Here is a 25,684-nt window from a genome sequence, read left to right on the forward strand (position 1 = left end):
GCGATTTTATAGTGAAAAGCGGAGCCGGGGCAGAGTTTCGTTGTCTCAAAAAGACAATTCAGACACAAAGAAGACAGAGTGGGATAACGACGTTAAATCAATATGTTATAACAGTTATGATAGTACAGATTCTTATTACTGAATTCCCGGAACTGAATATAAAAATTATCCACCGTAGTTACCCTTAAACTTAACCAGAGGAGAGCCTTTCGTTATCAGAAAGGCCCTCTTACAACCAGCTCTCCTTCTGTGTGAAGAGCCGACCATTTATTTTTCTTTTTTACTGAGACATCCTGCCCTGATATGACAGATTTTGTTCATCCTGACTGATCATATGAGAAATTACGGCACCGTCCTTTTTCAGGTAGTTACCAGCCCCTTCTTCTGCCGGCTCCAGCGTAAGTATATCCCTGGGTTTTACCGGTTTTTTTTCTAATTTTTCGGTGGCAACAACCAGGGCTGCCTTTTCATTATTCTTTGTTGTTCCGGTGATAGTTGTGGTTTTATCTTTTTCGCTGAACTGAACAGATTCAACCACTATCTGCGCCGGAATAAGCAACGGCAGAAGTATAACTCCGCTGATAACCGCCGAACTGAATAGCGCTGCACTTGAATTCGGATGCTTTGCCGAGAAGTCCTCGGCCTTAACCGGAACAGAAATCAGTAATATTGAACATAATAACGTTGGGATAGTACTCAGTTTCACAATTTGTCCTCATTAAATAATTGTCGATAATCGTTTATGATGGTATCAGAACAGATAATGCAGTTAGGAATTGTTACCGGCTGATGACGGATTAACGCTGAACATTATTTTTACGCTCTTCACGGAATTTCAGTAATTTTTTATAATTGGGTAACGCATTGCTTTACTTTCTTTCTCGCCATTTTATCTTGTAAATTCATGTGGTTAATAGTTACAATTAATCGCTTAGTTATTTTTCTTTTCATTTAAAATACTATTTTCCAAAATCTCATTGAACTCCGGAGATGTCAACTTACCAGAACCTTTATAATTTTTCTTAACACCATTTGGAAAAATAACAACTCCTTCATCCACAAGAGAATATGTCAGCAGCTCATTTTTTGATCTTAAATCAACTTCAATCTCTCCATCCTTATAATTTGAAATATACTCTTCATTGTTATTGGAAACTAAATAATATTTGTCAATCATTCCACTATTATATTTCAAGATGACTGGGGCAAGAAAAACATCATAGAAAACACGACTGGAGTCCGTATCGGACACATTGACAAGAAGGAATGAAGATGTATTTGATAGGATGTTTTTTTGTTTTGGTGTTATGTATATTTTAGACAAACTCCAGTTACACCATCCCCCACCATTAATAGGCATGGTAAAAGTAGCAACGCTATTGTTATTTTCAGATTTATCAATTTTCACACTAATTTTATCAGAAGAGTAAGATATTTTTGTATATGCTGCATTTAAATGTGCAGTAGTACATCTTCTGGATAAGTATATTGCCTTAACTTTTACATCAATATTATTTATCTCATTTACATGTACTTTTATACTATCACCATCATTATTAACATCAAGAGGGAATTGACTCCCTAGAACATCATCAACCCCCCCACTACACTTTATTAAGAGTAGTATAGGAATAGCTATGATAACCCACTTAATTATTTTTCGTTTCATTTTTTTTATCAACGAGAATCTTATCTTTTAAGATGCTATTTTCTACAATTGTATCAAATTTAGGGAAAAACAACCTTTTATTCCCAGTGTAATCTATTTTTTTACCATTAGGGAAAATGACAAAACCTTCATCAATCAATGATTCAGTTAATAATTCTTTTTTTAATTCAGCATATATATATATGTTTCCATTTTTATGATTAGATATCTCCTTTAACCCTCGATTTGATAATATATAATAAAATTCGTCTCTTGTGTTATTTCTTTTTTGTACAATCGGAGCTAGTGACACATCATATGAAATAGAGTTAGTGTCTGTTTTTGTAACGTTAATCACGATAGATGTTGATGTGTCAGCAATATTTTCAAGTGGAGTTGGCGTTATATACATTTTAGTTAGATGCCAGTTACACCACCCCCCCCCATTAATAGGTACAGTAAAGGTAGTAATACCATTATTATTTTCAATGTTATTAACATTAACACTTATTTCATCAGAGGAGTAAGATATTTTTGTATATGCTGCATTCAAATGTGCGGTAGTGCACTTTTTTGACAGGTATGTTGCTTCAACACTCACCACCGAGTCTTTTATATCATTTATATGTACTTTTATATTATTGCCGTCATTACGAATGTTGAGCGGAAATTGACTCCCTAGAATGTCATCAACGACACCACTGCACTTTATCAAAAGAAGTACAGGGATAGCGATAATTATTCTCTTAATTATTTTTTGTTTCATCTTTATACCTTTTTAAGGATGTAATCCCCTCCGGAGTTAACAATGTCGGCAATAATGTATCAGACAACATTAAATCCAGATCAAATAAATATTGGTTTTCAGAATAGGTATTCCTAAAATTAGCCTTTTGACGTTCAAATTCTAATCTTATTTCGTAAGCAGAATCACTCATTTTATTGTCGCTTAACAAAGCGGCTAATCGCTTAATAATAAAATCAGTATATTTTACGGATGAATGGTCAGCCGTTCCAAATGGATTAGTGTCTGAGTTCCGTGGTATCCGGTAAAGTTCGAAGTATTTTGATTTATACGCATTATCAGGTAATAACTCGGATACCAGATAGAGTTTTTCTTTCACACTGATCGGTATGCCATCCCCATAGAAGTTAAACTTATAGCTGGAAACCGTTTTTTCATAAAAATGCGTAGGGCTTCCGTGATGAATATAGATATCATCTTTATTTTTTAAACTACGTATTAATTTATTTGGAATAATCATTTGTGGATTAACATTCATTAATACCAGCATTACTTCATATGAATACCCTGCAAAATCATGATCGTTCACAAAAAGATCGTTATTCATATTTTGTTCAAATGGTAATCCGGGTACTAAATCATCCTGATTAACATGGCGGTGATGAACGATATCATCCAACTGTTTTCCGACAGATAGGGTTAATACTCTTGGCTATACAATACCGGTTTTTTTTCTCTCATTTTGATGGCGGTAAGTAATGCCAGGCACCCGCCAAGGCTATGTCCTGCTATAAACAGTTTTCTGTCTTTACTTAGTGAAACCATGTAGTCTAATATGTTTTTCCCTCCCGTGTCCTCAGCATCATTTCTGAGTTTATATTTCTTATCTATTACCTTAAACGCCTGATAAAAACCGGTGTGAACATATCCGGATACACCCATATTGCTGTCTAATTGCACGGGTTTGAACGTCATGTCAGTTTTAAGATCCGTTATTCCTGCTGTCCCGCGCCAGGCAATAATCATTTCATTCTTATTGGCAATAAAAAACAGTTGTGTATCTAAGTCTTTTTTTGAGTCAAAAAATTCAATTTCTGTATATCTATCACTAAACGGTACGTCATACACAACAGGCGTAAAATTACGGCTTTCAAACTGCGTTGGTATCTTCGATAAATCAAAAAACTGATTCAAAAATACGTCTTCTATCGATCCCCGATAGTTGCTTTCACTTGGGTCTTCAGCATCATTCGCTTTCAGACTGGCATAAGCCAGAACAGAAAGAATACTTAAATTACAGGCATTAACAATTGAATACTCTTTCTGGTGATGCAAAAGAAATGACCACGCTCTGAAAGGACAGATTTCAAATACTAACCGGCGATTATCAAAATTAACAAAAATTCCTTTTGGGTTTTTAGATTGAAAATGATATGCCGGTGGTTCAGGCTCTTGCCAGTTTTCAATTTTGGGTATTGAATCACACAGTCTGCCAATTGTGACATAACGATAAAAATCATGCCGCTTTTCGGCATCATACATTGCTTTTGATGCCCGCCTGCTACGGTTAACCCTTAACGGTCTTTGCTCCATTTCATCAGCGAGAGACTGTGCATCTACAGAAAAACCACCTCCTGTCGGCGGCAGATTCTCCTCACGGATAAAACCGTTAGCATCTGTTATTCCGGTTCTTTTTTCACCATTATATATTTTTAATGTATATGGCATTCCCGCAACCGGCTGATTCAGTTCATCGACAAGGACAATTTCAATCCATGCTTTATGTTTGTTACAATCCGCGCAATAGCCATCATTATATTGCATATTCAGCATCCTGCCCGTTTCCGATAAGGTTATTCTGTTTCAGGTAACGAATAAACAGGTCATTTGTCAGATATTCGATATCAACAAGGTCAGCCTGATAATAATCCATACATTGGTTAATCAGCCTGACCAGCTTACCTTCCGGGTCTTCTAATGTCACAGCCAGATCTGTATGTGTTTCCCAGAATTGAATATAAAAATTATCCACCGTATTTACACGAAACTGTACAGAGTTTTTCCAGGCGACTGCAAGATGCTCTCCCAGTTTATGGGGATAGAGATTAATCTTCTTCTCCGCTTCCGGAGGACGACATACGTAGTTATTTTCAGCCAGAGATGGAATTAAGCAATCACTCACCGGCATCAGTAAATATGACCAATCAGTAAATGTGAACGCCGGTATTAATGCACCTGCAATTCGGTTATCGAATAAACGGAAAATCCGCTCTTCTCCCTGAAATATCACAAGATGCTGTCTTTGCCAATGCATTATCTGATCGTCGTATGCTCCTGCGCTGTGATATGCCCATCCCCACCCCGGTCCGGAGAACGGGCCGGTATCCAGCGTTTTTGCCAGACTACCCAGATTCTGCCATTTCACTTTTATTAACCATGGTCCCTGCTCTCTCAGATGAGATAATGGTGTTCCTGCATAGAGCGGATACGCATCCTCAACCCAGTCAGCGGCATAAAACTGTGCAACCGGGTCCGGCTGAGCCAGTTTATTCAACAAAAACCAGACAGTACCTCCGCTTGTCCGGGTTACCCACTCGCGCCAGGTCATCGACATCACTCTTCCTCCGCGGGTTTAATCAGCATGCTGCCGGAATGCTGCGCGGCGGCCGCACAGTATTTTTTCACCGGATACGGTTCCGGGGCCGGAGGAACCCCGTCCGGCGGCATCAGTCTGACCGGCACACCGTTGCCGGGAGCGCTGTCACCGACATTCAGATTACCGGAGGTGAAAATCGCCCCCGGCGTGATGCGGATAAAACTGTCGCCGACTTTGAGGGTGATTTCTGTTCCGGCTTCTATAATGATTTTTCCGTCGCTGAGATGATGCGTCTGCTGTCCGCTTTCGGTCACCAGATTTTTATCCGCACGGGTGTGCTGTTCCCCTTTGATATGCAGCGAGACATCCCCGCTGGTCTGGTGTTTTTGTGAGCCGTTGATAATGACATGTTCATCACCGGTCAGTTCGGTGTGACTGTTGTTATCAATCCGCCGCTTTAAATCATGCTGTATATGCCAGGTGGCATCATTCTCAACATGCGCATTCATATCTTTCTGCGCATGGATATACACTTCTTCCTGCCCGGCCTCATCCTCAAAACGCAGTTCATTAAATCCGTCACCTTTATGGGTTTGTGTGCGGAATGTGGTCCGGGTTTTCTCCTGCGGCAGGTTCAGCGGCGGATTATTGCGTCCGTTATAGGTGCAGCCGGTAATAATCGGTTTATCAATATCACCGTTAAGGTATGAAACGATCACTTCCTGTCCGATACGCGGTACCGACATAAACCCGTAACCGTTGCCGTTCCAGCCGTGTGCCACCCGTACCCAGCAAGAGGCACTGTGATCGGGGTTAGCATAGCGATCCCAGTGAAAATACACTTTTACGGCGCCGTGCTCGTTGGTGTAAATCTCTTCGCCGTCCGGGCCGGCCACGGTAGCCAACTCGTTACCATCAGCCTGCGGGCGGAAACGGAACGGCGGCCGCCATTCCTGTGTACCGGGGATAAACTGCACAGTGTTACTGAATGTGGTTCCTTCACCGCCACTGTTATCGGCCAGCGGCTGCACACCGTGATGGTTAACCGTGATCACCTGCCACGACTGATTCATCACATCCGACGGATGGTTTTGCAGGGCAAAGATTTTACCCGGCATCAGCGCAAAGCAGTTGGTGCCCGCCGTGCCGGTCTGACGCTGGTTCTGCGACTGCTCATAACGCAGTTGTGTGAACGGCTTACCGGTTTCATCATCACGGTAGCGGCCATAACTTTCATATACCGGATGCTGTTTGTGTACTTCACCGGTGACTTCATGCTGAAACGGATAAGACGGGCGATCCGGATTGTAATCTTTCTGAATATGCACATCACTGCACAGCTGTTCGGCGTAGCGCCAGGAGAACGCCGTGCTGTCACGGATATCGGTATCGGCCTGCGGGTTATAGATCAGTTTGATACCGGCAGTCATACCGAGGTGGTTGTCGCTGTAAAACAGTTTCGGGCCTTCCTCGAACCAGAAATTAATGCCCTCCTCAAAGGCCAGACGACACCAGAAATCATACGCGGATTCCCGCTTCTGAGTAATGAATTCCCGCTTTTGGTGTAACTCGTCCTGATAGAATTTCAGGTCGTTTTTGACATGCGCTTCTTTAAGCAGCGTCGCCAGCACTTCCGGCACCGATTGTTCCCGGAAGATACGACTGTCCTGATTGAGCGTCATGATCCACATTTCCGGGCGGATAATGAAGTGATACCAGGTCTTATTGCCGTCAGTATTACCCTGTTCAGCGGAGGCCAGCAATCCCTGCACAGTGCGGATGCGGGTACCGTTACGGGTCACTGTCAGTGAGGCCGCCATACCGAGACATTCTTTAAAACGGACTGACGGCAGCAGGCTGACGACGGAAACCGACAAAGTAAATAACGAGGATATTTCCTCATTAAGTGTAAATTCAGTGACCTGAAAGGTATTTTCCGGCAGTCGCCCGATTTGACAGGTAAAGACCAGTCCGGAACGCCCCGGCAGCAGATCAGAAATGGAAGGTATCACAACGCCTCCGTACAGTAACTGTCACGGACAGCGATAGCTTTTGTGTCCGCAGAGAAAATAAAAGCAACCCGGTCGATCTGATACCGGCCGGGCTGCATTCATTACGCTTCGATTGGTGCACGCCAGTCGTCAGCACCGGAGGTGCCTGCGACGGTGTGTTCCCAGTCGATTTTGCGGTAAGAGAGTGACACTTCGATCAGTTGGGTGTAATCCGTTTTTTGCGGATCCTGGCAGTGCGGCATTTTACAGTCGATATTGACGATGGTCGCATCTTCCAGTGAGGTGGTAAAGAAATGCTCCTGCTTGCCTTCAACCGAGGTGCGGTACCATTTCAGCTGCACTTTCGGCAGCATTTCACCCGCGGCCAGGGCGTTGTACAGCAGCGGAACGGCTTTGTTCAGTGCGACGGTGAATTTAAACGGACGGTGCGCACGCTGGCCGGACGGCTGACCGGATTGCGGGTCGGTCGGCACGGTAACGATATGATCAAACTGCTGCACCAGCATCTCATCTTCATGACCCTGCACGTAGATATTGCCGACGGATTCAGCGGTAAACGCACCGGCAGTGATATTGCCCTGAGTTTTACCTTCGATGGAGATATAGCATGGAGTTGGCATGATAAAATTCCTTATTTATTAACAGGTAACAAGTCGTTACCGGACGAGTGACTTCGTCATCAGCCAGTGCGCATGGTGATAATAAACTGAATGGTAAATTTTACTTACTGGTCTGTAAAGACCGGAAGAAGGGCTGTATCTGACAGGATCTGTTACTTAAGTTAAAATCGTCGCAAAAACAGGATATCTGACTTACAGGGACTCATGTGTCAGGTTGATACAGTGAAATATGTCAGATCAGAAAAAAGACAAACAATCATATTTTTTAACATAATGAACTAACATTTTGTAAAATATAAAGAAAACAGCTATTCCCTTTATGATCACAAAAATAAATATTTAACCAAATACAAATATCACGTAACAAACTGAATAATAACAATAAAAATATCATCCTGAAAAATTATACAAAATGACCGGATTTTTTATTCTGCTGGGCACAATATAAATGGATAAAAACACCATATTCTGCTGTTTTGTTTTTATTCTATTGCAATAAAAAACGGGTTTGCCCCTTCCGGATGCAAACCCGCAGTTAACCCGCTGATACTATTACGGACGAACAGCTGTTACTTCGATCTCAACACGCCATGCCGGGTTTGCTAATTTAGAAACCTGAACAGTGGTACGTGCCGGTAATTTATTACCGGAATCTTTGTCGTTATAGTATTTGGAATAACCGGCCATAAAGCCCGCGAAATCCATAGTACCGTTAGTCTCTTCACCGCCGACCAGGAATACCTGCATTTTTACCACGTCTTTCATTTCCAGACCTAACTCAGCCAGGTGAGCCTTGATCTGTTCCATGATATTGATGGTCTGTGCTTCAGTATTACCGTATGACGCCAGAACACCTTCCGGTGCGTCTTTGGAAATTTTGGTCGGTACTTTGCCGCTGAGGAAAATAATATCTTTGCTGCTGCTGATTTCCACAGATTCAGAAATAGGCATACCGTTCAGTTTATGATGAACAACACCTTCTGACGCGTGTGCCGCGCCCCAAACCAGCGGAAGAGCTAACAGTAAACTTTTATAACGCATATTAAGCCTCTTAATAGTATCAACGTAAGTAATCAAAAAATTAACTAAAACGTGAAAGACTAAACGGAGCCGGGTCAATAACCGGTTTTTTACCGGTGACGATGTCCGCGGTAATTTCACCGGATGCAGGACCTTCCGTCATACCCCAGACGGTCGCGGTATTGATTACCAGACCCGGATATTCTTTCACTTCGGAAATAATCGGCAGTTCATCGTAGGTTGGTGCGACGACCGCGCCCCAGCGTTCAACGACTTTCGATTGTTCAAATACAGGGAATTCCGCTTTCATGCGGGCAAATACCGCATCCAGATGTTCGGTATTCTGTGTGGCTGTCGCGATACGGTAAGTCTCGAACGGCGTGGCTTCATCCAGATTCCAGGATGTGGCCATTTTGAAGGAGTTGAACAGATCTTCACCGACAGAGAATTCCAGCGGTAATTCACCGCCGCCCAGCAGATGCATAAACTTAGGTCCCAGCAGGAAGCTGTCTTTTACCACTGAGCTGGTGAAGATACGCGGTGCCACGGCATAAGTACCGTCAGCCTGCTCGCGGAAGTGAATGCCGCTCGGCAGATGCACGTTACCGCGTGGTGCACCCGGAACGCCGGAAACACGCTGTTGTGACAGATAAACGTTGAGTGTCGGGATATCAATTCCCAGGTTACCCATAAACAGGCGTGACCAGATACCGCCGGTCAGCACCACATGAGAGGTTTTGATTGCACCCTTCTCTGTGACCACATCAGAGACTTTACCACCGGCAGTTTCGATACCACGGACCGCGCAGTTAGTGTAGATTTTAACACCCAGGGATTTGGCATACTGTGCCAGAACCGGTACACCGGTTTCCGGATCAACACTGCCTGAATCTTCTTCAAAACCGGCAACCGGCCAGTCTGTTTTGGCATCAACCAGACGTTTTTTCAGTTCGTCACCCTGAATAAAGCGGGTATTGAGCGGCGCTTCAAAATCAGCGGCCCACTCTTTGGCATTCTCAACCCAGGCCTGTGATTTTTCGAGATCTTCCGCACTTGACGGCACCTCAACACGGCCCTGGGTACGATAGCTGGTATCCGCCCCGATTTTTTCGTTCATACCGCGCCATAAGATTTTGCCGTAATGGTGCAGCGGGAAAATTTCTTTGGATGTTTTGTAACTGATGATCTGGCTGTAAGCACGTCCGGATTGCTCACCGGCGATTTCACCTTTTTCCAGGACGGTGACGCTCATGCCTCTTTCCGCCAGGTTAATCGCTGTCATGATCCCCATCATGCCGCCGCCGATAATGACGGCATCGGACTCTTTCGGTAATGCACCTTCGGTGCCGTCGACATGTTTTGCGCGTGAAGCCGATTCCACAAATTTACCGTCACGGCGAACCATAGGAACTAATACTGAAGCACCACCTGCCAGAACGCCGGCAGCACCAACCCCTAAAATTAACTTTCTGCGTGAGATTTTCATCTAAAGCCTCATCATTATCTGTAATATTTGTGTGGCATTTTTTTAATTAAGTAGCACACTAATTATAACAACTATCATTATAATGTTAATGAATATAGTGCGATGTTAATAATAACGATACTTAAGATAAGCTTTATCAGGAATACACGATACAAAGTGTCGGATTTTACGAGGTGACAGACAGGATTCAGGCCGGATCTTCTGAGATGAAATCAGCGGTAAATATTATAAACCCTTGTTATTATGGTGGATAAGGCTAAGTAGTACGCTTTTTTAAGATGTTGTTACATTGCGGACAAAAATAAAACGGCAGATGTCACTGTGACATCTGCCGTTTTATAACGATATTAATTATGAGGAGGTAATCAGGCAGAGGGTGCGCGTTTTTTACGCTGTAAAAACCACTTATCCAGCTCATTGGCAAACAGCTGGCGATCCCGCTGATTCAGCGCTGCCGGACCACCGGTCTGAATACCGGAAGCCCGCATGGTGTCCATAAAATCACGCATAGTCAGACGCTCCCGGATAGTCGCCGGGGAGTAACGTTCACCGCGCGGATTCAGAGCCACCGCGCCCTTCTCCAGCACTTCAGCCGCAAGCGGAATATCGGCGGTAACAACAAGGTCATCTGCCTGCACACGGCGGACAATTTCATTATCGGCCACATCAAACCCGGCAGAGACCTGCAATGTTTTTAAAAACGGCGACGGCGGAACCACCAGCCGCTGATTGGCCACAAAGGTCACATCCGTTTTTTCGCGATCCGCCGCCCGGTAAAGGATCTCTTTGATAACTTTCGGACAGGCGTCCGCATCCACCCAAATCGCCACGGTTTATTTTCCTCAGTACTGCAACAAAATGTAATCCGCGATCATAACACACGACATCATGCATTAACGTTTTCTGATCACCAAAAAAAGTGCCGCCAGGACAACAAAACCGGAAAAAAACGATACCGAAAGTGATAATTCATAAAATACAAAACGATTCATATGCAAACCGGCGGTTGTCTGTGCCAGATGGTACGCCAGAGGTATCGTACAAAGTGCCGCCAGAACCGCGATGCCAATCAGACGGATCAGCCTGATAAGGTTTCCGCGTTTCTCCGTATCCGGCAGTGCCCGCTGATACTGAGCGAATTTCAGGCAGAGATAACCCGCACCAATCAGTGATCCCAGATGCTGCAACACTTTATAAACCGCAATCTCCTGCCCGTCTGTCATACCGTGCAGCAGCGGCACCTGCAAAACAGACAGTGCACGCACCATCGTGCCGGTTTCATGGGTAAAGCCATCCCAGATAATGTGCGTGGCAGCGCCAATAAATAAAGACAGCAGGATAATCATATTTTCCCGCAGAGAACGGGTCAGCGGATCAGTCACCGGAAACGGTAACAGTATTTTCAGCGGCGCGGACAACAAATGAAAAATCAGCAAAACAGCCAGACATACCGGCAGCCCGGTATAAAACCAGCCGGCAAAATGATGCGCCTCATCAGCTGCGCGGTACATCCCGGCAGAATACAGCAAATCCGGTGATACACTGCCCGTAATCAATGCGGGCAGATTCAGCCACCGGCCGAAACGGGACTGTTTCAGCGGAAAGACGACTGCCGGATGTGAGAAAGTCCATGGCATATACTTATCCTGCTCCGGAAAACCGGAAATTAATTCATTTTTATGTTAATAAATAGTCCGTCAGAAAAATGAATAATACGCCGGACTCCGGACAATAACCTGTAAAGGCAGAAAAATGAAAAAATATCTTACCGGGATGGTTGTAACAGGGTTGCTATCCGCCCCCGCGCTGGCTCAGGAGTTTACCTGCCAGCTGGAAAATAATAAATATGTCAGTGTGGTTGTTGAGAAAGGAAAAACACCGGCATACCGCTACGGCACTCTGGCAAAACCGGAGATCACTCTGCCGGTGAAAGGCAATGCGAAAAATGGCGTTTATGTCGGACAAACGGCCTTTATCGGCGGCGGCTCTGCCTATATCCGTTTTGAAAACGGTCCGTTTAACTATGTGGTATACAGCGGCATGGGACGCGGCTGGGAGTTTACCGGTCTGGCGGTCTATAAAGGCGATAAAGTCATCAATAAAAAGGTCTGCAAAACCGATTTGGGTATCTATGATGTCCTGAATTACGGCCTGCCGGAGGATAAGTCCGGTGAAATCTATGCTATGGACCCGAATTCACAATAATACCTGCTGCGGTGGCATTCTGTGTCACCGCCCTTTTTTTATACATCTGTGCCTCGCCGCCCATCTGTGGCATAATGCCCGCCGTTTATTTTTCTCTTTCAACTTATGAGTATTCGTCTTGTTAATCAGCAACAATATTACGATGCAGTTCGGCGCCAAGCCACTGTTTGAAAATATATCCGTCAAATTCGGCGGCGGTAACCGCTATGGCCTGATCGGCGCAAACGGCAGCGGTAAATCCACCTTTATGAAAATTCTCGGTGGTGATCTCGCGCCGAGCAGCGGCAACGTGTTTCTCGACCCTAACGAACGTCTGGGTAAACTGAAACAGGATCAGTTCGCCTATGAAGAGTTTTCTGTGCTCGATACGGTTATTATGGGTCACACTGAACTGTGGGAAGTCAAACAGGAACGTGACCGCATCTACAGCCTGCCTGAGATGAGCGAAGAAGACGGTATGCGTGTGGCGGATCTCGAAGTGCAGTTTGCTGAAATGGACGGCTACACGGTGGAATCCCGCGCCGGTGAATTACTGCTGGGTGTGGGTATCCCGCTGGAACAGCATAACGGCCCGATGAGTGAAGTAGCCCCCGGCTGGAAACTGCGTGTGCTGCTGGCACAGGCTCTGTTTGCCGACCCGGATATTCTGCTGCTCGACGAACCGACGAACAACCTGGATATCGATACCATCCGCTGGCTGGAACAGACGCTGAATGCGCGTAACAGCACCATGATCATCATTTCCCATGACCGCCACTTCCTGAATATGGTGTGCACACACATGGCCGACCTGGATTACGGCAGCCTGAATGTGCATCCGGGTAACTATGATGAATATATGTTTGCCGCCACCCAGGCCCGTGAGCGCCTGTTAGCGGATAACGCGAAGAAGAAAGCCCAGATTAATGAATTACAGTCATTTGTCAGCCGGTTCAGTGCAAATGCCTCCAAGTCCCGTCAGGCAACATCCCGCGCCAAACAGATTGAAAAAATTCAGCTGACCGAGATTAAAGCCTCCAGCCGTCAGAACCCGTTTATCCGTTTCGAGCAGGATAAAAAATTGTTCCGTAATGCGCTGGAAGTGGAAAACCTGTCCAAAGGCTATGACGGCAACGCCCCGCTGTTCAAAAACATCAATATGATGATGGAAGTGGGTGAAAAAGTCGCGGTTCTGGGTATGAACGGTGTGGGTAAATCCACTTTCCTGAAAACCCTCGTCGGCGAACTGACCCCGGATACCGGCCGTTATAAATGGTCCGAAAACGCGAACATCGGTTATTACGCGCAGGATCACGCGACAGATTTTGAAGTCGATATGACCGTTTTTGACTGGATGAGCCTGTGGATGCAGCCGGGTGATGATGAACAGTCTGTCCGCAGTGTGCTGGGCCGCCTGTTGTTCTCACAGGATGACATCAAAAAATCGGTACAGGTTTTATCCGGTGGTGAAAAAGGCCGGATGTTATTCGGTAAGCTGATGATGAGCAAGCCCAATATCCTGATCATGGATGAACCGACTAACCACCTCGACATGGAATCCATTGAATCCCTGAATATGGCTCTAGAGTTATATCAGGGTACATTAGTGTTCGTTTCCCATGACCGTGAGTTTGTCAGCTCGCTGGCGACCCGTATTATCGAAATCACACCGGAAAAAGTCACCGACTTTACCGGCAGTTACGATGAATACCTGCGCAGCCGCGGTATTGAATCAGAAAATAACTGATCCCCGCTCAGCCATAAGAAAAGCCCCGTTTCAGAGCCATGAAACGGGGCTTTTTGTTTTCGTCAGATCCGGCGGGGGCGGTTGCCGGCATATCTGACATTTTTCAGAAACCAGTCTCCGTATACCTCTGTCCTGTACCGGAAACTAATAGGAAGAATATCTGTATTCGGGTAGAATGTGCTTGCTAATCAGACCCTGATTTACCTTATTTGAGGGAGAAAATCACCAATGGACAGCTTTGACAGGAAGATTCTTTCTGAATTACAACTCGACGGGCGATTAACTGTCACTGAGCTGGCAGATCGCGTGGGCCTGAGTTTGTCCCCCTGCCACCGGCGGCTGAAGGCGCTGGAACAATCCGGCGCGATCTGCGATTACCGGGCACAGCTTGATCCGCGCGTACTGGGGCTGAATTTCTCCGCACTGGTGTTTGTCACGATGAAAGACGGCAACCAGGAGAGTATGAGTAAATTTGAGACGGCGGTGGCGGACATCCCGCAAATTATTGAAGCCAAACGGTTGTTTGGTGATCCGGACTATATGCTGACGGTCGTGGTCAAAGATATCGATGCATTTCAGAAATTATATGACAGCCGGCTGGCCGCTATGCCCGGCGTACAGCGCCTGACATCCACCCTGGTCATGAAAGATGTGATCCCGGCGCGTGAGCTGCCCCTTCTGTAATAAAAAAGCCGGCAATATTGCCGGCTCAGGCCGTTGACAAACCCGCAGGGGTTGGTGACGACCGTCAGAGGTTGTAAAAATAAACTAGGAAAATCAATTTATTGATTTTCGGCTGATAACACTTTCGGCTGATAACACAAAGCAGGAAAAACCACGTTTTATCCTGCTTTGTCTGAAATCTCAGCCGGCAATATCTGCCGGCAATCAACACAGTACTGAATATTGTTATGCCGGGCTGGCTAATTTCATCATCACCAGACCGGAAATGATTAATACCCCCGCCACAATCCTCATCAGGTTTGCCGGTTCGCCCAGCACCACTATCCCGACAATAAACGCACCGATTGCGCCGATCCCGGTCCAGATGGTGTAAGCCGTACCCAGAGGCAGTGCCCGCATGGCCATCGCCAGCAGTCCGAAGCTTATCAGCATCGCAATAATGGTGATTACTGACGGCCCTAATTTGGTAAAGCCCTCTGATTGCTTCATGGTAAACGCCCAGACAATTTCAAATAATCCGGCTGTAATTAATAAAATCCACGGCATGGTACATCCTCACTGATTTTTGGTTGCAGGTGAAACCGTTATAAGTTACCTTTGGTATAGTTATATGTTACCTTTAGTAACTTGTAAATACTTTTCTGATCTTTTTTCGATCGTTTCTGTCCGTTCACCGGAACCCTGAACTCTGTGGTACACTTTCCGGCAGGCAAAACGACATGATTATCAATGAGGAGGCAGATTTGTCCGGACGTTTACAGCGCGATGAGCGCCAGATACAACTGCTTAATGTCGCCAATGCCATTATCCTGGCTGAAGGCACCGATGCACTGACACTGATTACCCTTGCGGAAAAAGCAGGTGTAACCAAGCCGGTGACCTACAAACATTTCGGTAACCGCAAGTCCCTGCTGCATGCGTTGTTCAAATACAGTGATGATGTGCTGACCGAACGGATGAATGCCGGAATGGAGCAGCCGATAGCGGATCTCGATCAGGCCATTTCCGTTTTTATCACAACTTATTTTGATGTGATGGCAGAGGACGGTGAAGCATTCAATGCCACCGTGGCGGCACTGAAAGCGTACCCGGAATATGCGGGGATCAGCCGTGAAGTGCAGGACTTTTTCTGTCAGATCCTGCAACGCGCATTGCAGCGCTGGCTGCCGGAAAATTTCCGGATTCCGGAATGGACATCGGTGATGATTTTCGGCGCAACCGAATCATTGTGTCTGATGATGTTTAATGACCCGGCATTAAAAACAAAAATCAGCGAAGAAGCTATCTGGCTGGTCAAAACGCTGCTGGCCGATCAGCTTAAGAGATTCAGCGGCGGCTGATGACTAACCCCTCTTCTTCTGACGGATAGCTGAAGTGCGCTGTAATCAGATCAAACTGCTCCGCTGAGGTGGTAAACGGGTTTTCCCCGCTCAGGTTCCGTGTGGCCAGCCGCCGTTTGCACTCTTCATCACTGACATCCAGAACATGACAGCAATAGCGGCACCCGGCCTGCTCTGCCAGCCCTTTCAGCCACCGGCGCTGCACGGGGGTATTCGCCGGAAAATCCAGCACCAGAGTTATTCCTTTCTGTAATAATGTCACCAGATGCGGCTCCAGGGCGGACTTCAGAAGACGGCTTTTTTCAATGTAATCCGTCAGCTGTAAAATTTCCCCCGGGTAAAGTGTTGCCAGCCAGGTATCCTCAGACAACAGGACTGCCTGTGTTTCGCGGACTAACTGTTGCGCCAGTGTCGATTTCCCTGAGGCGATTTTGCCGCAGAGGAAATGGAGTCCGGTGCCGGATTGTATTTCTGACATAATTGCTCCCTGTCTGTTATACCGCTGAGAGAGCAATAAAAAACCCGCTCAGACGGCGGGTTCTGAATACAGCACATCCCCCGCTATGGTGCGGAGATAATCATCATGCCGGATGTGCTGTATGGATTCATGCTGTTTACCTGTTTGAAATATTCATCATTTCAGTAAAACTGTTTTAGCAGAGTCTGATGCAGATGTCAGGCAGTTTTTTTCGTCCGTTTGATACTTATCACCGCCAGCGCCAGCACAATCATCACAATCCCTGCGGTTTCTGTGCTGCCCGGCTCCTCACCCAGCAGCCACCATGAGAACAGCACACCACAAACCGGCACCGCCAGTGTGCTCAGGCTGGCAATACCCGCAGGTAATTTTCTCAGCACAAACAGCCATAAACTCCAGGCAACGGCGGTCGCCAGGATAGCACTGTAACTCAGCGCCCAGAAAACATACGGCTGCCAGTCAATCGCCCGCTGCGGCACCAGCAATGCCACGACTGTCATAATAACCGCGGCATACACCATCTGCCAGGTGGTGAGAGAAAGTAAATCCACCTGCGGATAACGGTTGTAGAGTTTTTTCGCCACAATCGCGCTGGCTCCCCAGCTGATCCCGGATGACACGGCCAGAAAAGCACTTTTCATGGAGGCAAAATCGAGGGTCCAGGGCTGGATCACACACAGCAGCCCGGCGGCGGCAACAGAAATTGCGGCATACTGAAGACGGCGCATCCGCTCACCCAGCAGCATGGCGGCCATAATCACCACCCAGAACGGCATGGTATAACTGAGGATCGCCACCTTTCCCGCACCGCCGCTGACCAGCGCCCACTGTGCCAGCCCGACCATACCGCAGGTCTGGAGAACGGCAATACCCAGTGTATAGCGGAATGGGGTTAAGCCGATTTTCCGCCCCGTCGCACGGGCCCGGATATACAACACCAGTAATAACATAATGGCGCTGAACACACAGCGCATCGCTGTGAAGTCAAACGCACCGATATAGTGCGTAACCTGCTTCATCGCGATCCAGCTGTAACTCCAGATCAGTGTTAAAATGACCAGGCCGGTGATGGCGATGGCATTGTCTTTTTCCCGTAAAGCCATAATATCCTGTGACCACTTCACGGCAGTACACATCGGTACCCCGCGTGCGGCTCCTGTTTTTATATTATCATAACCGGAATAATATGCCGGACACCCGCTGGCGGCCAGCTCTCATGCAATCCGTACTTTTGTGCCAGTTTACACCCGGTTTGAAAGAAGGGAAAAGATCAATACACAAACCCGCATTTATTATTCCGCGGCAACCAGCACACATCCGCCGGAGCAACCGCAGTCCACCCGGTGACCTTCCAGCGCGACAGGAACACCTTCTATTTTCATCATGTCATCCCCTTCCGCAATAACGCCGGTAGAGTCACATGCAGGGCAATAAACTGAATCGCCCCAGCAGGCAATTTCATTTTTTTGCTTTGCCGCAGACCGGCCGGTTAATACGGTTCCGTTTGTATTCGTGGTATCATTTTTCAGAATAATTTTCCGGTTTTTTATTTTGCCTCTCATCGCTTCTCTTATCTTGTCCTATATGAAATATATGCGTGTTGTTCATTTATATATCCGCTATTTTCGCCAACAACACCCGGAACACAAAATCCGTGCATCAGTGTATATCCGGCTGACGCCTGATTAGCGCTGAATATGATTCTTACGCTCTTCATAGATTTTCAGCAGTTTTTTATAGTCGGGTAAAATCTCCGTGTCAGGGTCTATTTCACCATTCGGATAGGTCATGATGGGCGAGTTACCTTCTTTTTTTTCTTTAACCCCCGTCCAGCGGCTGAGCATATCCCTTTCATAATTTACGGTCAGATGAACATTATCAGTACCTGATAAGCGGTAGGTCAGCGTATCACTTTTACCTATCAGCCAGAATATTTTTTCATGCTTGCCGAGGAATCGTTCACGGATTAGAGGGAATAGTAGCAGAGACTCTCTGAAATCCCCTTTATGTGGTACATATCCTCCATTAAATGCCTGAGGAGCATTATTATCGATAATAAATATAGTTTCAAAACCAAAATTATCCACAATCTCTGAGTCAATCATCTGTGGATTTTTTAGTTGTACTTCAAATTTAATGTTACTAAGCTGCCAATCACAATATCCGCCGCCACTGACAGGGATATCTGCGGTAACATCTCCGTTTGCTGTGACAGACAACGGATATTTGGCACTGTTAAACCCCGGGACTTCATAGGATTTACCGCTGCCGCTTGTCCGGGTTCGGGTACACTTTTTCGAGCGGTACATAGCGGATAATGGCAGTGATTCCAGGTCTGCCGGAACGGTGGCAGAAAAATGAATATTCCGGCTGTCTGTGGGCGGGGATAAGGTCGTACTGTAAGAACAGCCGGTAAGTATTACCGGCAACAATAACACCGTAACAGTGAGTTTATTTCCGGCTGATGCCTGATTAGCGCTGAACATGATTCTTACGCTCTTCATAGATTTTCAGCAGTTTTTTATAGTCGGGATAGCTTTTTGATTTTCGCTCTTCTTCACCATTCGGATAAGTAATGACTGTTCTGTTTCCTTCTTTTTTTTCCTTAATATCTGTCCAATAGCTCATCATATCTCTTTCATAATTCACGATAAGATGAATATTATTTGCTCCGGATAATCGATATGTTTTCGATGTTTGATCAGATACTATTAAAAATGATTTTTTATGCCCATCAAGAAAAAACTCACGCATAAATGGAAATAATAAAAGAGTTTCACTGAAATCCCCCCTGTGTGGTATATAACCTCCATTAAATGCCTGAGGAGCATTATTATCGATAATAAATATAGTTTCAAAACCAAAATTATCCACAATCTCTGAGTCAATCATCTGTGGATTTTTTAGTTGTACTTCAAATTTAATGTTACTGAGTTGCCAGTCACAATATCCGCCGCCATTTACCGGAATATCCGCAGTCACATCACCGCTCGCGGTGACGGACAGCGGGTATTTGGTACTGTTAAACCCAGGGACTTCATAGGATTTACCACTGCCGCTTGTCCGGGTTCGGGTACACTTTTTTGAGCGATACATGGCTGATAACGGCAGCGATTCCAAATCAGCCGGTACGGTGGCGGAAAAATGAATATTCCGGCTGTCTGCGGGCGGGGATAAGGTCGTACTGTAAGAACAACCGATAAGGATCACCGCAGGCAATAATGCAGTAAGATGTAAATTAGTTTGTAAACTCATGGGCTTTCTCCGTAAAGCGGGTCAGTGCGGTCTGGCTGACCGCGTTACTGTGCTGATGTTTAAACAGCTCGCCGAGGACACTTTCCAGGTGGATAAAGGTATTATTTCGTTCCACATTCGGCGGATAGGCATCACTGTGATCGATTTTTGAAATAAAATCATCGCGCTTTCTTTTTGCATACGGTGTGTTGTTTTCATCGAGTTGTCTCAGCACCTGATTACTGATAAGCGACATATAGTTGCTGACCATGGAATGGTCGAGGAAGCTGAACATCACGCTGTCAAGATTCGGGTTAGTATGCTGAGGGAAAATGTTTTCCAGTACGTTTTTATCAATGGTACTGATCAGGTATTCCTGCTGCTGCCTTAATTTTTCGTCCAGATCTTTTCGGATATCCGGCACCAGATAAAATTTATATCCTGAATTAAATCGCCAGCGGGCGCGTGTCATTGCAGACCCTTTGCCGGCAGGCAGGTATGCCTCACCAATTTGTCTGGCCTGAAAGAAGGAGACAGTTTTGCCGTGGTGCCAGAAAACTTCCCCAAACTCCGGCAGACTTTTCTGTATCGGCAGAGTCGGTGCCGTTGCAATAGTCCAGGCCATCCCCAAAATCACACCGAATGGCCCCCAGAGTTCAAAAAACCAGTTATCCATATTGGTATCTGACGGTACTGTCGTGACTGCGTCCGCATCATTTACATGCCGGAAATGGTTGATATCCTTGAGTTCTGTGACTGCTGTTTTGGTAAAGACCCGAGGCATCCCGTAAGTATAAACGACTGGTAAGTTGGCTTTTAAGTCAGCAGCATGCAGTAATGCGGCTGTTCCCCCCAGGCTATGAGCGCAAATGAATAATTTTTTATCGCGAGCAGCAGTAGCAATTGACTGCAGCTTTTCCTTAAAATACTTCTCCATACACCGGTAGGCATTTAAAAATCCGTAATGGGCTTTGGAATCTTCCACTCCCGAATACGGTACAGGCAGGTAAGAGGCATCGGTCACCAGGTCCCGTTTTCCGGCGGTTCCCCGCCAGGCGGCAATAATCTGGGTATTGTTTTCCACAAAGAACATCTGGGTGTCGTGCTCGAAAAATTCCCTGTTTTCAGATTGTGAGCTGTCCAGGAATACCGCTGGGTAATAGCGTTCACGAAACGGGACGTCTGTCGCAATGCCATAAAACCGGCGAACGTCCTCAAACGACGGAATATCAGACAAATCAAAGCAGGTGTTATAGAAAAAGGAGGTTACCGTATTTTTGATATCGAGCGATGGCCGCATATCGGTCTCCGGTGCATCCGGGTCCAGCATGATTTCATCCTGATAGGCCATCAACGCCAGAAACGCCAGGTTGTGGGCATTCACCAGATCATACATCGTGGTATGGTTAAGAATCAGAGACCAGGCTCTGAACGGGCAGATTTCAATGATATGGCGGCGGTTAAAGTCGTTCCCGGAAAATCGTATCCCCGGAAAATCAGTTTCACTTTTAAAATGATAACGGGGTAAACCAAAGGCTTCTTTATTCCAGTTTTCAATATCCGGTGCCCGGTCACATAACTCGCCGATAACGGCATAACGGTAACCGTGATTATTGAGTGCAGCGAGAGCCTTTACTTCTGAATGCTCTGCCCCGCGCCCTTCGCGCAGGAGCCTGTTTTCCATCTCATCCGTCAGTTTTTGTGCGTCTGTTTTGAGTATCACAGAGGTTAGCGGCAGGTTTTCTTCCCGAATCAGTCCGTCCGGCCCCGATATTCCGGGCCGTATTTCTCCGCCTGAAACAGCTAATGTGTAAGGGATACCGGCGACCGGGCGATTCAGTTCATCAACCAGAACAATTTCAATCCACGCCTTTCGGGCATTACAATTTGTGCAGTACGGGTCATTACGTTGTACTGACTCTGCATTTTCAGATTGCATCGGCTGTCCCCGGATAGTTTTCAATAAGGTTATTATTCTTCAGATACCGGAGAAACATGTCATTTCTCAGCCAGACGACATCCACGAGATCATTCTCATAGTCATCCATACTGCAGTTAATCAGAGAAAGAAGACGCCCCGGTGGTTCATCAAGTGCTAACGCCAGATCCGGGTATGCTTCCCAGAAAGTGATCTGAAAATTATCTGCCACATTTTTGCGTGCCTGAGCAGACTGATTCCATGCTTCCTTCAGATGCACTCCCGGCTCAAATCGTGATGGCACAGGGGAATTACCGGCGGAAAGCAGGCGGTTAATGACCTTGTTTCCCTGCGGTGACGGAATACAGCAATCAGCCAGCGGCATCAGCAGAGATGCCCAGTCCGCAGGTTTGCAGGCCGGGATCAGCACTCCCGCCACTCTTGGATCAAACAGGCGTAAAACCCGTTCCTCCTCCTCAAACCATATCAACTGATATTTTTGCCAGTGTGCCACCTGCTCTTCCCAGTTGTTCATGCTGTGATATGCCCAGCCCCAACTGTTATCTGAGAATGGCATAGTATCAAGTTGTTCAGCCATTCCGGAGAGTGTCTCCCATTTTGCTCTGACAAGCCAGGGTCCGGTGGTGCCCAGATGAGATAACGGCGTTCCGGCATACAACGGAATGGCCTCATCAATCCAGTCATTACGGTAAAAAAGATCGGTCGGGTCCGGGTGTGCCAGTCTGTTGAGCAGAAAATACACATCACCCTGTCTGACATTCGCCATCCACTCGCGCCAGGTCATCGCCATCACTCTTCCTCCGCGGGTTTAATCAGCATGCTGCCGGAATGCTGTGCGGCGGCCGCACAGTATTTTTTCACCGGATACGGTTCCGGGGCCGGAGGAACCCCGTCCGGCGGCATCAGTCTGACCGGCACACCGTTGCCGGGAGCGCTGTCACCGACATTCAGATTACCGGAGGTGAAAATCGCCCCCGGCGTGATGCGGATAAAACTGTCGCCGACTTTGAGGGTGATTTCTGTTCCCGCTTCTATAATGATTTTTCCGTCGCTGAGATGATGCGTCTGCTGTCCGCTTTCAGTCACCAGATTTTTATCCGCGCGGGTGTGCTGTTCCCCTTTGATATGCAGCGAGACATCCCCGCTGGTCTGGTGTTTTTGTGAGCCGTTGATAATGACATGTTCATCACCGGTCAGTTCGGTGTGACTGTTGTTATCAATCCGCCGCTTTAAATCATGCTGTATATGCCAGGTGGCATCATTCTCAACATGCGCATTCATATCTTTCTGCGCATGGATATACACTTCTTCCTGCCCGGCTTCATCCTCAAAACGCAGTTCATTAAATCCGTCACCTTTATGGGTTTGTGTGCGGAATGTGGTCCGGGTTTTCTCCTGCGGCAGGTTCAGCGGCGGATTATTGCGTCCGTTATAGGTGCAGCCGGTAATAATGGGTTTATCAATATCACCGTTAAGGTATGAAACGATCACTTCCTGTCCGATACGCGGTACCGACATAAACCCGTAACCGTTACCGTTCCAGCCGTGTGCCACCCGTACCCAGCAAGAGGCACTGTGATCGGGGTTAGCATAGCGATCCCAGTGAAAATACACTTTTACGGCGCCGTGCTTGTTGGTGTAAATCTCTTCGCCGTCCGGGCCGGCCACGGTAGCCAACTCGTTACCATCAGCCTGCGGGCGGAAACGGAACGGTGGCCGCCATTCCTGTGTACCGGGGATAAACTGCACGGTGTTACTGAATGTGGTGCCTTCGCCGCCGCTGTTATCGGCCAGCGGCTGTACGCCGCGATGGTTAACCGTGATCACCTGCCACGACTGATTCATCGCATCCGACGGATGGTTTTGCAGGGCAAAGATTTTACCCGGCATCAGCGCAAAGCAGTTGGTGCCCGCCGTGCCGGTCTGACGCTGGTTCTGCGACTGCTCATAACGCAGTTGTGTGAACGGCTTACCGGTTTCATCATCACGGTAGCGGCCATAACTTTCATATACCGGATGCTGTTTGTGTACTTCACCGGTGACTTCATGCTGAAACGGATAAGACGGGCGATCCGGATTGTAATCTTTCTGGATATGCACATCACTGCACAGCTGTTCGGCGTAGCGCCAGGAGAACGCCGTGCTGTCACGGATATCGGTATCGGCCTGCGGGTTATAGATCAGGTTGATACCGGCAGTCATACCGAGGTGGTTATCGCTGTAAAACAGTTTCGGGCCGTCCTCAAACCAGAAGTTGATACCTTCCTCGAAGGCCAGACGGCACCAGAATTCATACGCGGATTCCCGCTTCTGAGTAATGTATTCCCGCTTTTGGTGTAACTCGTCCTGATAGAATTTCAGGTCATTTTTGACATGCGCTTCTTTAAGCAGCGTCGCCAGCACTTCCGGCACCGATTGTTCCCGGAAGATACGGCTGTCCTGATTGAGCGTCATAATCCACATTTCAGGGCGGATCAGAAAGTGATACCAGGTTTTGTTGCCGTCAGTATTACCCTGTTCCGCAGAGGCCAAAAGCCCCTGTACGGTACGGATTTTAATACCGTCACGGGTGACTGTCAGTGAGGCGGCGGAGCCTAAATGCTCCTCAAACGTCACGGACGGCAGCAGACTGACTGCGCTGATGGTCAGTGAAAACAGTGAGGAAAGGGATTCGCTGAGGGAAAATTCGGTGACCTGAAAGGTCTGCTCCGGTAACCGGCCTATTTTGCAGGTAAAAATCAGCCCGGATTTTTCCGGTAACAGATCAGAAATAGATGGTGTCACTGCTCCCCCATAAATCAGAATCGCCGGGTCCGGAATATAGCTACCGCAGGGCTGCAGCGAACCGGCCCCGGAAACAAAACAGAACGGCCCGGTAGTAATAATGACCGGGCCGGAATAATGTGACCGGACGAGTAATGTCGTCACACAGGATAACAACGGTAAAATCATAAAATTCACTTAACAATATGTAAAGTACAGGAAAGCCTCTGCATCTCACAGCATATTTATCTTTAGTTTGAATTTAATGAAAAAACAGGAAATTATACTTACAGCAGGATGAATTACCCACAAAAACAGGTGTTAATATCGTACAAATCCGGAGGTAACTGGCGGGATTACTTACAATTCAAAATAACTCTTTGTAAATAAAGATTAAATATAAATTCAGTTTATTCTCACGAAAATAAAATATGTAATAAAATATTTTATTACCATAATACCCTGAATTATAAAAATAAATTTCAAAAATAAAATGTGCGGAGAAACACGCTTCATTTTTTCATTTCGGATAAAATAAGAAAAAAGCGTAAAAAAGGTGAATTTATCTGTTTACTTATTTTATGCACAAAACGTATCAGAACACCGGTGTCATTCCATCATCACAATATTATCAATTTTCCATTGTCCGCCGGTCAGAATCAATTTTACCCGGAATGACCGTAACGGCTCCGGCGCTTTCCCCAGCGTAATGCGTACAGTGGCGGTATCAGCGGATTGTGATTCTGTATGAGCCGCCCGCTCTGTTATCCATGAGTCCGGATAATCCTGTGACTTGGTGTAATAATTGACATCGTTTTCCACCCAATAATCCCCCCACAGACACATTACATTATGTGCCGTTTCTTTGCAGGGGCGCGGCTGGTCACAAAACGCCTGATCCGTGTCAGGACCGTCGAAATTACAACTGAGGGAATCATTGATACTTACCTGTAATGACGGGCTGACATACAGCGCTTCACTCTGCGTATAGCCGTCAGAAGGCGGATCCTGCAAGTTGAGGCGGTAGAAATCGAGCACCACCTCTTCCGGTGATAATATCGCCGGTGATGTCTTTCCGGCACCGGCAGATAACGGCAACAGCAGGGACAATACCAGCGTAAGATATTTTGCGGTTTTCATGATTGTTTTCATGATTGTTTTCCTTCACATAACGCCCGCAGGGAAAGA

General features: G+C 46.6%; 26 protein-coding genes. 4 read left to right on the top strand and 22 right to left on the bottom strand.

Features of this window, described 5'->3' with window-relative positions; translation table 11 throughout:
* Positions 1–280: 280 nt before the first annotated feature.
* From JC793_RS09620 to JC793_RS09670, 12 genes are all read right to left on the bottom strand, one after another.
* Positions 281–706 carry an STM0539 family protein gene (locus tag JC793_RS09620; RefSeq protein ID WP_218426073.1) on the bottom strand — a complete coding sequence of 142 codons (426 nt, stop codon included), beginning with the start codon at positions 704–706 and terminating at the stop codon, positions 281–283.
* 225 nt (positions 707–931) lie between these two features.
* Entirely contained in the window at positions 932–1,669 is a 738-nt protein-coding gene (locus JC793_RS09625) for a hypothetical protein (protein ID WP_218426074.1), read from the bottom strand.
* Positions 1,650–2,414: a hypothetical protein gene (locus JC793_RS09630; protein ID WP_218426075.1), complete on the bottom strand. Its 765-nt coding sequence runs from the start codon at positions 2,412–2,414 to the stop codon at positions 1,650–1,652. Before JC793_RS09630 ends, JC793_RS09625 begins: the two co-directional genes overlap by 20 nt.
* A complete protein-coding gene (locus tag JC793_RS19590) occupies positions 2,395–3,072 on the bottom strand; it encodes a hypothetical protein (RefSeq protein WP_247717224.1) in 678 nt (225 codons plus the stop codon). Before JC793_RS19590 ends, JC793_RS09630 begins: the two co-directional genes overlap by 20 nt.
* 20 nt (positions 3,073–3,092) lie before the next feature.
* Entirely contained in the window at positions 3,093–4,217 is a 1,125-nt protein-coding gene (locus JC793_RS19595; protein WP_247717225.1) for a lipase family protein, read from the bottom strand.
* Positions 4,207–5,007 carry a DUF4123 domain-containing protein gene (locus JC793_RS09640; RefSeq protein ID WP_218426076.1) on the bottom strand — a complete coding sequence of 267 codons (801 nt, stop codon included), beginning with the start codon at positions 5,005–5,007 and terminating at the stop codon, positions 4,207–4,209. The genes JC793_RS19595 and JC793_RS09640 overlap by 11 nt, the downstream gene beginning before the upstream one ends.
* Positions 5,007–7,001 carry a type VI secretion system Vgr family protein gene (locus JC793_RS09645; protein WP_218426077.1) on the bottom strand — a complete coding sequence of 665 codons (1,995 nt, stop codon included), beginning with the start codon at positions 6,999–7,001 and terminating at the stop codon, positions 5,007–5,009. The genes JC793_RS09640 and JC793_RS09645 overlap by 1 nt, the downstream gene beginning before the upstream one ends.
* 101 nt (positions 7,002–7,102) lie before the next feature.
* A complete protein-coding gene (locus tag JC793_RS09650; protein WP_046895402.1) occupies positions 7,103–7,621 on the bottom strand; it encodes an Hcp family type VI secretion system effector in 519 nt (172 codons plus the stop codon).
* A gap of 552 nt (positions 7,622–8,173) precedes the next feature.
* Positions 8,174–8,662: a RidA family protein gene (locus tag JC793_RS09655; RefSeq protein ID WP_046892099.1), complete on the bottom strand. Its 489-nt coding sequence runs from the start codon at positions 8,660–8,662 to the stop codon at positions 8,174–8,176.
* A gap of 40 nt (positions 8,663–8,702) precedes the next feature.
* Positions 8,703–10,127 carry an NAD(P)/FAD-dependent oxidoreductase gene (locus JC793_RS09660; protein ID WP_046892098.1) on the bottom strand — a complete coding sequence of 475 codons (1,425 nt, stop codon included), beginning with the start codon at positions 10,125–10,127 and terminating at the stop codon, positions 8,703–8,705.
* Between the two features lie 365 nt (positions 10,128–10,492).
* Positions 10,493–10,957, bottom strand: a complete 465-nt coding sequence (locus tag JC793_RS09665; RefSeq protein WP_218426078.1) for a YaiI/YqxD family protein — start codon at positions 10,955–10,957, stop codon at positions 10,493–10,495.
* A 63-nt stretch (positions 10,958–11,020) separates the two neighbouring features.
* On the bottom strand, positions 11,021–11,764 hold the full coding sequence (locus tag JC793_RS09670; RefSeq protein WP_218426079.1) for a DUF4184 family protein: 744 nt from the start codon (positions 11,762–11,764) through the stop codon (positions 11,021–11,023).
* Positions 11,765–11,879: 115 nt separating this feature from the next.
* On the opposite strand from JC793_RS09670, the gene JC793_RS09675 reads away from it, so the two are divergent.
* From JC793_RS09675 to JC793_RS09685, 3 genes are all read left to right on the top strand, one after another.
* On the top strand, positions 11,880–12,332 hold the full coding sequence (locus JC793_RS09675; protein WP_218426080.1) for a hypothetical protein: 453 nt from the start codon (positions 11,880–11,882) through the stop codon (positions 12,330–12,332).
* Positions 12,333–12,450: 118 nt separating this feature from the next.
* Complete coding sequence (locus tag JC793_RS09680; protein WP_107679159.1) at positions 12,451–14,058, top strand: ABC-F family ATPase; 1,608 nt, start codon at positions 12,451–12,453, stop codon at positions 14,056–14,058.
* Between the two features lie 228 nt (positions 14,059–14,286).
* Positions 14,287–14,742 (top strand): Lrp/AsnC family transcriptional regulator, encoded by a 456-nt coding sequence (locus JC793_RS09685; RefSeq protein WP_004237600.1) that lies wholly within the window; start codon positions 14,287–14,289, stop codon positions 14,740–14,742.
* 225 nt (positions 14,743–14,967) lie between these two features.
* Here the strand turns inward: JC793_RS09685 and sugE are convergent, their stop codons facing one another.
* On the bottom strand, positions 14,968–15,288 hold the full coding sequence (gene sugE, locus JC793_RS09690) for a quaternary ammonium compound efflux SMR transporter SugE (RefSeq protein WP_107679160.1): 321 nt from the start codon (positions 15,286–15,288) through the stop codon (positions 14,968–14,970).
* A 173-nt stretch (positions 15,289–15,461) separates the two neighbouring features.
* On the opposite strand from sugE, the gene JC793_RS09695 reads away from it, so the two are divergent.
* A complete protein-coding gene (locus JC793_RS09695; RefSeq protein ID WP_247709655.1) occupies positions 15,462–16,082 on the top strand; it encodes a TetR/AcrR family transcriptional regulator in 621 nt (206 codons plus the stop codon).
* On the opposite strand, the gene JC793_RS09700 is transcribed toward JC793_RS09695, so the two are convergent.
* The 9 genes from JC793_RS09700 to JC793_RS09740 all read right to left on the bottom strand — a co-directional run bounded on the left by JC793_RS09700 (position 16,069) and on the right by JC793_RS09740 (position 25,648).
* Complete coding sequence (locus JC793_RS09700) at positions 16,069–16,560, bottom strand: P-loop nucleotide/nucleoside kinase family protein (RefSeq protein ID WP_218426081.1); 492 nt, start codon at positions 16,558–16,560, stop codon at positions 16,069–16,071. The genes JC793_RS09695 and JC793_RS09700 overlap by 14 nt on opposite strands.
* Positions 16,561–16,757: 197 nt before the next feature.
* A complete protein-coding gene (locus JC793_RS09705; RefSeq protein WP_166707807.1) occupies positions 16,758–17,663 on the bottom strand; it encodes a DMT family transporter in 906 nt (301 codons plus the stop codon).
* 189 nt (positions 17,664–17,852) lie between these two features.
* Positions 17,853–18,122, bottom strand: a complete 270-nt coding sequence (locus JC793_RS09710) for a PAAR domain-containing protein (RefSeq protein WP_218426082.1) — start codon at positions 18,120–18,122, stop codon at positions 17,853–17,855.
* 123 nt (positions 18,123–18,245) lie between these two features.
* The gene (locus JC793_RS09715; protein WP_218426083.1) at positions 18,246–18,779 is read right to left on the bottom strand and encodes a hypothetical protein; all 534 of its coding nucleotides are present in this window, start codon (positions 18,777–18,779) and stop codon (positions 18,246–18,248) included.
* 253 nt (positions 18,780–19,032) lie between these two features.
* Positions 19,033–19,815 (bottom strand): hypothetical protein, encoded by a 783-nt coding sequence (locus tag JC793_RS09720; protein WP_218426084.1) that lies wholly within the window; start codon positions 19,813–19,815, stop codon positions 19,033–19,035.
* Positions 19,799–21,733, bottom strand: a complete 1,935-nt coding sequence (locus JC793_RS09725; protein WP_218426085.1) for a lipase family protein — start codon at positions 21,731–21,733, stop codon at positions 19,799–19,801. Before JC793_RS09725 ends, JC793_RS09720 begins: the two co-directional genes overlap by 17 nt.
* Complete coding sequence (locus tag JC793_RS09730; protein WP_218426086.1) at positions 21,723–22,523, bottom strand: DUF4123 domain-containing protein; 801 nt, start codon at positions 22,521–22,523, stop codon at positions 21,723–21,725. Before JC793_RS09730 ends, JC793_RS09725 begins: the two co-directional genes overlap by 11 nt.
* The gene (locus JC793_RS09735) at positions 22,523–24,517 is read right to left on the bottom strand and encodes a type VI secretion system Vgr family protein (RefSeq protein WP_218426087.1); all 1,995 of its coding nucleotides are present in this window, start codon (positions 24,515–24,517) and stop codon (positions 22,523–22,525) included. Before JC793_RS09735 ends, JC793_RS09730 begins: the two co-directional genes overlap by 1 nt.
* A 588-nt stretch (positions 24,518–25,105) precedes the next feature.
* Positions 25,106–25,648 (bottom strand): DUF3828 domain-containing protein, encoded by a 543-nt coding sequence (locus JC793_RS09740; protein WP_243846801.1) that lies wholly within the window; start codon positions 25,646–25,648, stop codon positions 25,106–25,108.
* Positions 25,649–25,684 lie beyond the last annotated feature (36 nt).

The organism is Morganella morganii, from assembly GCF_019242955.1.
Taxonomy (GTDB): domain Bacteria; phylum Pseudomonadota; class Gammaproteobacteria; order Enterobacterales; family Enterobacteriaceae; genus Morganella; species Morganella sibonii.

What these genes read in the sequence shown, in the direction of transcription:
- JC793_RS09625 (WP_218426074.1), bottom strand. Translation starts at nt 1,669, where the DNA reads ATGAAACGAAAAATAATTAAGTGGGTTATCATAGCTATTCCTATACTA.
- JC793_RS09630 (WP_218426075.1), bottom strand. Translation starts at nt 2,414, where the DNA reads ATGAAACAAAAAATAATTAAGAGAATAATTATCGCTATCCCTGTACTT.
- JC793_RS19595 (WP_247717225.1), bottom strand. Translation starts at nt 4,217, where the DNA reads ATGCAATATAATGATGGCTATTGCGCGGATTGTAACAAACATAAAGCA.
- JC793_RS09640 (WP_218426076.1), bottom strand. Translation starts at nt 5,007, where the DNA reads ATGTCGATGACCTGGCGCGAGTGGGTAACCCGGACAAGCGGAGGTACT.
- JC793_RS09650 (WP_046895402.1), bottom strand. Translation starts at nt 7,621, where the DNA reads ATGCCAACTCCATGCTATATCTCCATCGAAGGTAAAACTCAGGGCAAT.
- JC793_RS09655 (WP_046892099.1), bottom strand. Translation starts at nt 8,662, where the DNA reads ATGCGTTATAAAAGTTTACTGTTAGCTCTTCCGCTGGTTTGGGGCGCG.
- JC793_RS09660 (WP_046892098.1), bottom strand. Translation starts at nt 10,127, where the DNA reads ATGAAAATCTCACGCAGAAAGTTAATTTTAGGGGTTGGTGCTGCCGGC.
- JC793_RS09670 (WP_218426079.1), bottom strand. Translation starts at nt 11,764, where the DNA reads ATGCCATGGACTTTCTCACATCCGGCAGTCGTCTTTCCGCTGAAACAG.
- JC793_RS09675 (WP_218426080.1), top strand. Translation starts at nt 11,880, where the DNA reads ATGAAAAAATATCTTACCGGGATGGTTGTAACAGGGTTGCTATCCGCC.
- JC793_RS09685 (WP_004237600.1), top strand. Translation starts at nt 14,287, where the DNA reads ATGGACAGCTTTGACAGGAAGATTCTTTCTGAATTACAACTCGACGGG.
- sugE (WP_107679160.1), bottom strand. Translation starts at nt 15,288, where the DNA reads ATGCCGTGGATTTTATTAATTACAGCCGGATTATTTGAAATTGTCTGG.
- JC793_RS09695 (WP_247709655.1), top strand. Translation starts at nt 15,462, where the DNA reads ATGATTATCAATGAGGAGGCAGATTTGTCCGGACGTTTACAGCGCGAT.
- JC793_RS09700 (WP_218426081.1), bottom strand. Translation starts at nt 16,560, where the DNA reads ATGTCAGAAATACAATCCGGCACCGGACTCCATTTCCTCTGCGGCAAA.
- JC793_RS09705 (WP_166707807.1), bottom strand. Translation starts at nt 17,663, where the DNA reads ATGGCTTTACGGGAAAAAGACAATGCCATCGCCATCACCGGCCTGGTC.
- JC793_RS09710 (WP_218426082.1), bottom strand. Translation starts at nt 18,122, where the DNA reads ATGAGAGGCAAAATAAAAAACCGGAAAATTATTCTGAAAAATGATACC.
- JC793_RS09720 (WP_218426084.1), bottom strand. Translation starts at nt 19,815, where the DNA reads ATGAGTTTACAAACTAATTTACATCTTACTGCATTATTGCCTGCGGTG.
- JC793_RS09725 (WP_218426085.1), bottom strand. Translation starts at nt 21,733, where the DNA reads ATGCAATCTGAAAATGCAGAGTCAGTACAACGTAATGACCCGTACTGC.
- JC793_RS09730 (WP_218426086.1), bottom strand. Translation starts at nt 22,523, where the DNA reads ATGGCGATGACCTGGCGCGAGTGGATGGCGAATGTCAGACAGGGTGAT.
- JC793_RS09740 (WP_243846801.1), bottom strand. Translation starts at nt 25,648, where the DNA reads ATGAAAACAATCATGAAAACCGCAAAATATCTTACGCTGGTATTGTCC.